Origin of the sequence: Peribacillus huizhouensis (assembly GCF_014138605.1) — a bacterium.
In the GTDB taxonomy this organism is placed as follows: Bacteria; Bacillota; Bacilli; order Bacillales; family DSM-1321; genus Peribacillus; species Peribacillus huizhouensis.
This window is the reverse complement of record NZ_JACJHX010000017.1, coordinates 68,126-77,683: the sequence shown is the minus strand read 5'-3', so window position 1 is coordinate 77,683 and position 9,558 is coordinate 68,126. Positions and strand designations below refer to the sequence as shown.

Genomic DNA, 9,558 nt, shown 5'->3' with positions numbered 1-9,558 from the left:
CTTTTCCCGCAGGAGTCTCGCACCTGTAACGAAGATCAACATCTGTTCGAATTGGTTTCTTGCTAAAAACAACAATCTTTACGAAAAGAGCCTATGTAAAAAAAGAGAAAGGCATTCGTGCACCTTTCCCTTACTCACATTATAAATCTCGACTTGTTAAAGTTTCACTTTATCTTTCCATCAGCTTTTGTTTTAACTCTGTTTCATTCGAACGAATCTTTTGCTCTACATGTTGGCGATTCGTACTGCCTTCAGCTTGAATTTCCAATGTTTCAGTAATTGTAGATTTTAAACTTTCTTGCGCATGCACAAGTTGCTCCAATTCTTTGTTTGCCACAAGTAAATTATCCGTTTTTTCAGCAACTCGCTTATGAGCATTTACCGCATAGTTTTGCCTCAAAACTGAGAGAGCAATCGACATTTGATTTTTCCAAAGCGGAATCGCCGTCATAATTGATGTTTGGATCTTTTCGACTAGTAATTGGTTTGTATGCTGGATAAGACGTATTTGCGGAGCACTTTGTAAAGTAATTTCTCTACTTATTTTTAAGTCATATACACGCTTTTCCAGTAAATCTGTAAAAGATAAGAGATCATCTAATTCCTGTTTTTTTAACGGATCCATTTCCATTTTTGCGATATGTTCCGCTTTTGGAATTGAATGGGCATGTAATTCTTCAAGCCTTGATTCTCCTGCAGCGATATAAATATTGAGCATATGAAAATATTCTTCATTACGCTCATATAATCGGTCAAGCATGACGATATCAGCCAGTAGAATGTTCTTGCTTCGATTCAATTTCACATGAATTCGATCAATTTGAGCACTTGCCTTTTGAAATCGAGACACCGTTTCTTGTGAAGATTTTGTTTTTTTTCTAAACCACCGTGCAAAGATAGAGCGGCGAACGGGCGCCAATTGATCAGGGTTCACTTCATTCAGCTTTCCAATTAGATCAGCTAATATTTCACCGACTTCTAAAATATCCTGCTTCTTTACTTGATCAAGCATTGTATTCGAGAAGGTAAGCAATTTAGATTGCGCCGGCATCCCAAAAGTGACTAGCGCCTGACGGTTATGCAATTGCAATTGCTCGGCAAGCTGTCTCGCCTTTTGTCTACTTTCTGCTGAAATTGTATCGATTAACTTCTTACCCTCACTCGGAAGTTCTGTAGTGAAAGGATGTTCGTCTATTTCTTGTCCGAGTGTTTTCTCATCTGCACTCATTTCCATTTCCTGCTTCCATTAATCAAACTCGATTCTTTTGTGTTCTTTAACGTCTGCTTTGCAACATCAATTTCATAATCAAGTTCTTGAATATCATTCGAAATTACTTCGTACAGATCTTCTTCAACTAATTTCGTTAGCTGTTCTAAAGTTCTTCTAGTTTCAATTAACGAAAGATCCAATTCTTTATTTTTCTTCGGTTGAGACGCTAAAAATACATATTTCTCCGCTAATTCCAAAGTAGAATCCAAATGGGAGAAGTAAAATTTTTCTGCCTGATAAAAGCGTTTCGGCTCTTTTTTTGTTAAGCTGTAAATCTTTCTAATCATCCTTACAAGTTCAATTCTTTCCTTTAAAGATGGCAGATGTCGAATGGATAATAGCGCTTTGCACGCACGAAAAATTTTAGATTTTGCTTCTTTTATATTTCCTTTGATATATTGATACTCTTTTCTACTCAATCCATGTTTCTTCAAAAAACGAGCAGACATGTAGAGGGAACTTGCAAAAAAAACAAGAACGCCACCTGATATAGACCAAAGAGTAGACATAATCGCGGATTGACCAAAACCATAAAAACACACCGGCCATATGATCACAGCAATAGGACCTGATATAACGATTCCAACAATGGAGGTTACTAATCGGTTCATGTATCGACACCCCTAATATAATCTCTATCTATTTATACGTTTCATTCACAATTAAGTTTCATTTCCTTATATCGTAAACGATATAGGATTTATGTCATTCCTGCAAATATTTATATAAAGTGAAACTTCAATCAGTGGGGATTTTCTTCATCCCCCACTGATTGTTAGTCCCGTTCTAGAGTCGCTAAAATCTCCGCTCTACTTCGATAAAGCGACTCTACGAACCCGATTCAATGAATCACAGACTAAGTACGCCGCGTCCTGCGGCAACGTCTGTGTGACCCACATCCTGTGGGCCTCAACTAAACCTCTGCTCACGCATCGGCAAGTTTTACTGTATCTCACCAATCGGACCTTTACGGGCAGTTGGTCCCCCCGCCTATCTTCTTTTAGCTTGCTCAGAATCTCGAGGTGAGGGTCTTACTGCCCGTTAAGAGTGGGACAAAATTTTTAGGCTTTGACTTATAAAGTTTACATAATTTCATACATAAATGTCCTGAATCACTTATTAATAAGTTCTTTAAATTATTTGCCCTTATATTTAAGCGGGCAGTTTCAGGTGCTTCGCATATCAATCAACATCTACTCAAATTTGTTACTTGCTAAAAACAACAATCTTTACGAAAAGAGCCTTATATTTTTATCATCAGTAATAATCCAGATGCAACATTGTCGAAACAGAGAATTATTTCTCAGGCAATACTTCCCCTAAATCAACATATTTCTCAAAAATATTTTTTACTTTCCCTTTATTCACAAGCTTTCAAATCAAATAATAGCCGTTTTAATTAATCGATTAATTAAAACGACTTTTTGTAAATCCAGCTAGAAATTTGCAATTATTTCCCCACTTGCGATTGCCTTTCTACAGGCAGAAAACCTTAGACCACTTAATCAAAGTAAAAAAAAGATACAAGGCACCATCCAAATTTCGAATCGCGCCTTGCCTCTTCATCTTCGCCATGTAGTATTCACTTTTGAAACCAGTCCGCATTTTCATCCATGTGCAAAAACGGAATGTCTGTATCAATCTCACCTGTTATTCGGTCAACCACTACATCATGTCCATCGAGCCATTTCGCAAAATCAAAGTGAATCGGCTCTTGATCTCCACCTAAAGCAATCCATACTTTCATATCTTTTGGCAAATAAGCAGACGTATGAATCGTTCCAGCCCAACTACTGTATAAATCAGAAAAGATCCCTTTATCCTTTGCATTTAATAACCGAAATGCATCCTTGACATTCATGTTCTCTTGTTGTTCAGCCAAGATTTCAAATCTTCGTTTAGAATCGATAAGATGATTACGATTTTCATGCTTCATGATCTCAAAGTGATTTGTGCAGGCACTTGATTGACGTACCTCCACTCCACGGGGAGACGTTTCTATAATATACGACTCACCCAATTGATCATAGACAACGTAACTAAATGAATGTCGATGTGGGATTTCCTTAAGCATCGCTACTGCTTCTACAGCATTGGCACACGACTCTAAAATCAACCTGCCGATCATGCAGCAAATGAATCCATCGCCTGGTTTTTTCCGATGCATAAAGTTATAGCCAAGTGCGAGACCTTTTTCATTCATGCCATCCATTCTTCCCGTAACCCGTTGACTTGGACCTGCTGTCGCATACCCTTGATCTGTTGGTTGAAAGAAAACATAGCGTCCTTCATAAGTCTTCGGATGATAATCATAATTACGGATTAAATAATGTTCACCTGTCAATATCGAGCAGCCAGATTTCACGTAATTCAAACGGTAGCCACCATATTCCTGCAACACATGTTCCATTGGCCATTCAAGCGCAGCTTGCAGTCCAAGCAACTCCTCCCACAAGCCAGGGGCGAACGGAGTGATTGCACGCTTGACCTCTTCAGCCTTTACGGTAAACCGTGGCAGCCTTACTTTCCATTGATTTTCACGATTTTTAACAGTAAGCGAATCCTTTATTTTCTCACCTTGCATAAATCCAAACTCAAAATGTGTACCACGAAATTGAATAACATCACTGTATATTTGCTTCATGTTCTATCCCTCTTTTGCATGATTCATTCAAGTGAGTTGATCATTTAGATTTAGCTTGAACGATTCCGTTTAGGAAGGAGGTCCTGCAATAAGCATTACATTAGTTTGATTCTACATTTTGCTTCGCTTGAGGTTTCATAACACCAAATCAATGCTTGATACAGTAATTCGGTAATTTCTTCCTCAAAATAGGTGATCGTTCAAATCCCGTTTAACAGGTTGCAATTAATTCGTTTCTGTTTTACCGCTCCCACTACCATCTTCCATATTAAACCAAAGTGGTTCGTTATCATCAACTTCGCCATTATAGTTGATTAGTATCTCTTCACCGGCTTTTATATCTTTGTATGCATAGAAGTCAAACGTGTGGTTCTTAAAATTAATATCGTATGTTGCATTCGGAGTGTATGAGTGGTTAAACAGCATTCCATACCCTAAGAGGATTGCGGTGTGGTTCACACCGTACTCAAACGCGTAATCTGCAAGGATTGTCTTCTCTATATGTTCATGCTCCTTATTCGGGTAAGAAATGACCGGTGCCTCATGTACAAGCTCCCCTTTTGCTATATCACGTGTTGCGAATACCCCTCTATTGAACTCCCCATCGCTGAGTGTGGAAGTCTTTATCTCAATCATGTAAGTCACCTTCGCCTTCTTTTCTATGGAGTTCATTATCTACTTAAGTTTGCCAATTGAATAGAAAATAAGCAACTGTTTTATTCTATTCCTTTTTAACCACTGTTCAGTGAACTCCTATATCTAATTAAATATGTCCTAGATATGTGGTCATTGCAAACACATACAAAATCATGCACCATGAAGGATAAATTATTTTTGTAGCACGCAACACGCACCTAATCACAGTGCAAAGCTGAAATTTTGGGTACTTTTGGATAGCTACAAAGATGGCTCATTAATAAGTCACATCACCCGTCCCTATATCCATCACACAAAAAAGAAGTATTGGCAAGTAGCCTCAACTTCTTTCTCATTCAAACATTAATATTTTCTTAGAAAACTTGGCCTTGTTCCAAACCATTCTTCACAAATCATTTGATGACAATCCGCAAATATTCGTTCAATTATTTGTGTTGAGTTTGCTAACACTCTTAGGGTAAACCCTTCAACAGGCAGTAAAGAAAAACCAACATCATATGCATCTGTTTTCGGATTAAGGGCATAATATAATCGATCCAGAAGCTCTGGAGTCATTTGCTCCCCAACGACCATCATGGAACCTAAATGTGAATACCCTTCCATGAAACCTAGTGCTTCCATATGTTGCTTTGCTGGATGCAATTTAATATGATCCAACGACACTAGTTCATCATCCAGATAAATTTCATTGATTAATTGAACTTTATCATAACTGAACCTTTTACCATTAGGTGACCAGCCTGGGGTAATAATGTCCGAATAAAGTAATGTAGCACCTTTCTCCATCCGAATTATATTTTTTTGTTTATAGCGAGCATCCTGATACGCGATTAACGGATCAGGAAAATACTCTAGATAACTGCCTGCTTTAAGAAAGATTTCTGTTTCCTGGTAAGCATATGAATAGGGTGTTTTATAAACTTTTGTCGCAGATTGTGTGGTTAAAGTTAGCCTAGCTTGTTTCTCCAATGAAATCTGCAGGTGATAGCGATCTCCGTCTAAATAGCCGCCACCTGGATTTAAAATATAATAACAAACTTGTCCAGAATCGTCGTGGTAAACTGGACGCATGACTTTCAATGCGCCCTGAAAATAAACATTCTTTGCCACGGTTTTTCCAAGTCGTTCTTCAAGGTCTAAACGTAAAACGCCTGTCCAGTCTCCCATTTTAATCTAGCCCTTTTAAAAGAGCATTTTTCTTAAGCCAATCAATGACTTGGTCAAGCCCCGTATTATCCTTTAAATTAGTAAAAACAAACGGTTTATTTCCACGAAAAACCTTCGTGTCTGACTCCATTACTTCTAAACTTGCACCAACATAAGGAGCTAAATCCGTTTTATTAATAATAAATAAGTCAGATTTAATCATCCCTTGTCCGCCTTTGCGTGGGATTTTTTCACCTTGAGCAACATCAATAATATAAATCGAGAAATCAACAAGCTCTGGGCTGAATGTTGCCGCAAGATTATCGCCGCCACTTTCAACAAAAATAAGCTCAACATCTGGATGTTTCTCGATTAATTCATCGATGGCAGCAAAATTCATCGAAGCATCTTCACGAATCGCTGTATGAGGGCATCCGCCTGTTTCAACCCCAATAATACGGTCATCAGGCAGCACCCCATTTTGCATTAAAAATTTTGCATCTTCTTTGGTGTAAATATCATTCGTCACAACCGCCATGCTAATCTCATCTTCTAATTGCCGGGTCAACTTTTCAACGAGCATTGTTTTGCCTGCTCCAACAGGTCCTCCTACCCCAATCTTTATAGGTTCCATATAAAGCACTCCCTTTCTTTTATGTTAAGACATGAATATACGAATATTCACACGCTCATGTTTCATTTGAGATAACTCCAGTCCAGGCGAAATGATGCCAAAATCTTCATCATCCAGGCTTTGAATTTTTTCTGTTGCATCTACTAATTCCCCTTGAAATTCCTGAATTATTTTCTGTCCAGCTGTCTGGCCTAAGGGAATCGCTCGGACTGCATTTTGGACAAGGCTCGATACAGTAGAATACAAATAATAGAGGGTGGTTGTTGATTTTGGAACGCAAAGATGATGTCCAATCATTGTAAAAATAATCGCCGGATGTCCAAATGATTGCTTCTCTTTTATTCGTTTTTTATACTGTGAAAGAATAGGCACCTCGTATAATGTTTCTACGAGGTTTAACATTCGCTCACCCATTCTTTGTGTGCCTTCTCGCGTTTCACGTGGCAAATTTTGTACAGTCAACATCCGATCTACCTTCCACACTTTTTGGAGGTCTTGATTCTCTAATGCCTCATATACAAGAAAAGAAGCAAGCCCATCCGAATAGACGAGCTGTTCATTCAAATAAACGTGAAGCCATTCTGAGAAAGTAGCTTGATCATGCACTTGATCCTCTTGAATATAACTCTCTAAGCCATATGAATGACTAAAGGCACCAGTCGGAAAATTAGAATCACAAAGTTGAAATAGAGAAAGTGTGTGATCAGTCATGGCTATGTCCAATATGCCGAAATGCCTGTTTCACTTTCCGTTCTTCTCTTTTGAAAGGTATTTGAAGCTCTTGAAGCAATTCTTCTACAAGATAATCATATTGAACAAGCATTTCGTTTTCTTCAAATTGTGCAGGTAAGTGACGATTCCCTAATTGATGAGCAATCGTTCCCATTTCTTGCAACGATCGTGGGCTAATAATCAATAAATCATCAGATAAGACATCAATGATAATCATGTCATGATCATCCATATATAATACATCACCTGCGACAAGGTCACGGGGATCCTTCAAACGGATCCCTATTTCCTTGCCGTGGTCGGTTGTCACCCTTTGAATACGCTTCATTAGATGAGCGCTTTCTAGATAGACTTTTTCTATATGGCGTTTATCCAGTTCCTCTTTTGCCATTTGATCAATATTCGTTACAATTTTCTCAACGATCAATACATTCACCTCAAAATAAGAAATATCGTTGTGCCATCGGCAATTTTTCAGATGGGGTACCCGTAATTAATTCTCCGTTTACCCTTACCTCATACGTTTGTGGATCAACTGTTATTTCAGGCGTTTCCGAATTAAGCTTCATATCCTTTTTCGTTAACTTTCGAATGCCGCGAACGGGTAAAATCAATTTTTCTAATCCTAATTTTTCATGCACTTTCTCGTCAAAAGCAGCTTGGGATATAAACGTAATTGAACTTTTGGACAATGCTTTCCCTACCTGCGCGTACATCGGACGATAAATCATCGGTTGCGGAGTAGGAATGGAGGCATTGGCATCTCCCATTAAACTCTCGACTGCAAAGCCATTTTTCAAAACCATTTCAGGCTTTACTCCGAAAAATGCCGGTGACCAAAGTACAAGATCGGCAATTTTTCCTACTTCAACAGACCCTACATATTCAGAAATCCCATGTGCAATCGCTGGATTAATCGTATATTTAGCAACATACCTCTTCGCACGATTGTTATCAGCATGCTGGGTATCACCTTGCAACAAGCCCCGATCTTTTTTCATTTTGTCCGCTACTTGCCATGTTCGTAGAACTACTTCACCAACTCTTCCCATCGCTTGAGCATCCGAACTAGTGATACTAAATATCCCCATGTCTTGGAAAACATCCTCAGCTGCAATGGTTTCTTTTCTAATTCGTGAATCAGCAAAAGCAAGATCTTCTGGAATCTTCGGATTTAAATGGTGACACACCATTAGCATATCTAAATGCTCATCAACCGTATTAACGGTATATGGCAATGTTGGATTTGTTGAGGCTGGCAGTACATTCATATAGCTTGCTGCTTTTATTAAATCTGGAGCATGCCCTCCACCTGCACCTTCAGTATGATACATATGGATGACTCGGTTTCTGATAGCAGCCATCGTATTTTCCATAAACCCGCCTTCATTTAATGTATCCGCATGAACGGCAATTTGAATATCATATTTATCAGCTACACGTAATGCATAATCAAGTGCAGAAGCTGTAGCTCCCCAATCTTCATGAACTTTCAATGCAATGGCACCTGCTCGTATTTGTTCAGCAAGCGGCTCTTCAGCTGCAGCTTGTCCTTTTCCTGAGAAGCCTACGTTGATTGGTAAGCCTTCTGATGCCTGGAGCATTCTATGGATATTCCATTCTCCTGGCGTAACTGTGGTCGCTTTAGATCCAGCAGCTGGACCTGTTCCTCCACCAATTAAAGTTGTTGTACCGCTAGTTAATGCCGTTCTAACTTGTTCCGGATTAATAAAATGCACATGGGTATCGATGGCACCAGCCGTCACAATCAATCCTTCTCCAGCAATGATTTCTGTCGATGCACCAATGACAATATCCACATTATCTTGTACTAAAGGATTCCCCGCTTTCCCGATTGCGGCAATTTTTCCGTCACGGATTGCAATATCTGCTTTAATAATACCTGTGTAATCCAAAATCACCGCATTGGTAATGACGACATCCGGCACCCCATCCCCCCGGGTCACAAGCGGATGTTGCCCCATTCCATCACGAATCACTTTTCCGCCACCAAACACGACTTCTTCCCCATATGTTGTATGGTCTTTTTCAATTTGGATAAATAAATCTGTATCCGCTAAGCGTATAGCATCCCCTGTCGTTGGACCATACATTTGCGAGTATTGTTGTCTTGACATTTTAAAACTCATGAGTTAAATCCTCCTTGAATAGACCCATCTACCTTATTGTTAAATCCATACACACGTTGTTCTCCAGCAAAGCAAACTAATTCTACTTCTTTTTCATCGCCGGGTTCAAAACGTACTGCTGCACCTGCTGGGACGTTCAATCGTTTCCCGTACGCATCATCTCGATTAAACTGTAAAGCTTCATTTACTTCAAAAAAATGAAAATGGGATCCAACTTGAATGGGACGATCCCCCGTATTAGTGACAGTAACCTTAAATATGTCACGTCCTTCATTACAAATAATATCTTCATCTTTTAAAAAATATTGTCCTGGTATCATTAAGA

At 39.0% G+C, this 9,558-nt stretch carries 10 protein-coding genes; all 10 read right to left on the bottom strand.

Annotated features, from left to right (window positions below):
- Positions 1-169 precede the first annotated feature (169 nt).
- Complete coding sequence (locus HNP81_RS19580) at positions 170-1,228, bottom strand: toxic anion resistance protein (protein WP_028389763.1); 1,059 nt, start codon at positions 1,226-1,228, stop codon at positions 170-172.
- Complete coding sequence (locus HNP81_RS19575; RefSeq protein WP_182503740.1) at positions 1,225-1,881, bottom strand: 5-bromo-4-chloroindolyl phosphate hydrolysis family protein; 657 nt, start codon at positions 1,879-1,881, stop codon at positions 1,225-1,227. The genes HNP81_RS19580 and HNP81_RS19575 overlap by 4 nt, the downstream gene beginning before the upstream one ends.
- Positions 1,882-2,852: 971 nt before the next feature.
- On the bottom strand, positions 2,853-3,914 hold the full coding sequence (locus tag HNP81_RS19570; RefSeq protein WP_182503739.1) for a C45 family autoproteolytic acyltransferase/hydrolase: 1,062 nt from the start codon (positions 3,912-3,914) through the stop codon (positions 2,853-2,855).
- Positions 3,915-4,139: 225 nt separating this feature from the next.
- Positions 4,140-4,550: an SET domain-containing protein gene (locus HNP81_RS19565; protein WP_034300148.1), complete on the bottom strand. Its 411-nt coding sequence runs from the start codon at positions 4,548-4,550 to the stop codon at positions 4,140-4,142.
- Between the two features lie 363 nt (positions 4,551-4,913).
- Positions 4,914-5,738, bottom strand: coding sequence for an urease accessory protein UreD (locus HNP81_RS19560; protein ID WP_028389760.1), 825 nt, complete (start codon positions 5,736-5,738; stop codon positions 4,914-4,916).
- A 1-nt stretch (position 5,739) separates the two neighbouring features.
- Positions 5,740-6,351 (bottom strand): urease accessory protein UreG, encoded by a 612-nt coding sequence (ureG, locus tag HNP81_RS19555; protein ID WP_028389759.1) that lies wholly within the window; start codon positions 6,349-6,351, stop codon positions 5,740-5,742.
- Between the two features lie 24 nt (positions 6,352-6,375).
- Positions 6,376-7,062 carry an urease accessory protein UreF gene (locus HNP81_RS19550; RefSeq protein ID WP_028389758.1) on the bottom strand — a complete coding sequence of 229 codons (687 nt, stop codon included), beginning with the start codon at positions 7,060-7,062 and terminating at the stop codon, positions 6,376-6,378.
- Positions 7,055-7,510: an urease accessory protein UreE gene (gene ureE / locus HNP81_RS19545; protein ID WP_028389757.1), complete on the bottom strand. Its 456-nt coding sequence runs from the start codon at positions 7,508-7,510 to the stop codon at positions 7,055-7,057. Before ureE ends, HNP81_RS19550 begins: the two co-directional genes overlap by 8 nt.
- A 10-nt stretch (positions 7,511-7,520) precedes the next feature.
- Positions 7,521-9,233 (bottom strand): urease subunit alpha, encoded by a 1,713-nt coding sequence (gene ureC, locus HNP81_RS19540; protein WP_028389756.1) that lies wholly within the window; start codon positions 9,231-9,233, stop codon positions 7,521-7,523.
- Positions 9,230-9,553, bottom strand: coding sequence for an urease subunit beta (gene ureB, locus HNP81_RS19535; protein ID WP_028389755.1), 324 nt, complete (start codon positions 9,551-9,553; stop codon positions 9,230-9,232). Before ureB ends, ureC begins: the two co-directional genes overlap by 4 nt.
- Positions 9,554-9,558: the final 5 nt, after the last annotated feature.

Bases quoted from the DNA above. Each gene is read 5' to 3' on its own strand.
- ureG (WP_028389759.1), bottom strand. From the start codon at position 6,351: ATGGAACCTATAAAGATTGGGGTAGGAGGACCTGTTGGAGCAGGCAAA.
- HNP81_RS19580 (WP_028389763.1), bottom strand. From the start codon at position 1,228: ATGAGTGCAGATGAGAAAACACTCGGACAAGAAATAGACGAACATCCT.
- HNP81_RS19570 (WP_182503739.1), bottom strand. From the start codon at position 3,914: ATGAAGCAAATATACAGTGATGTTATTCAATTTCGTGGTACACATTTT.
- HNP81_RS19565 (WP_034300148.1), bottom strand. From the start codon at position 4,550: ATGATTGAGATAAAGACTTCCACACTCAGCGATGGGGAGTTCAATAGA.
- ureB (WP_028389755.1), bottom strand. From the start codon at position 9,553: ATGATACCAGGACAATATTTTTTAAAAGATGAAGATATTATTTGTAAT.
- HNP81_RS19560 (WP_028389760.1), bottom strand. From the start codon at position 5,738: ATGGGAGACTGGACAGGCGTTTTACGTTTAGACCTTGAAGAACGACTT.
- HNP81_RS19550 (WP_028389758.1), bottom strand. From the start codon at position 7,062: ATGACTGATCACACACTTTCTCTATTTCAACTTTGTGATTCTAATTTT.
- HNP81_RS19575 (WP_182503740.1), bottom strand. From the start codon at position 1,881: ATGAACCGATTAGTAACCTCCATTGTTGGAATCGTTATATCAGGTCCT.
- ureC (WP_028389756.1), bottom strand. From the start codon at position 9,233: ATGAGTTTTAAAATGTCAAGACAACAATACTCGCAAATGTATGGTCCA.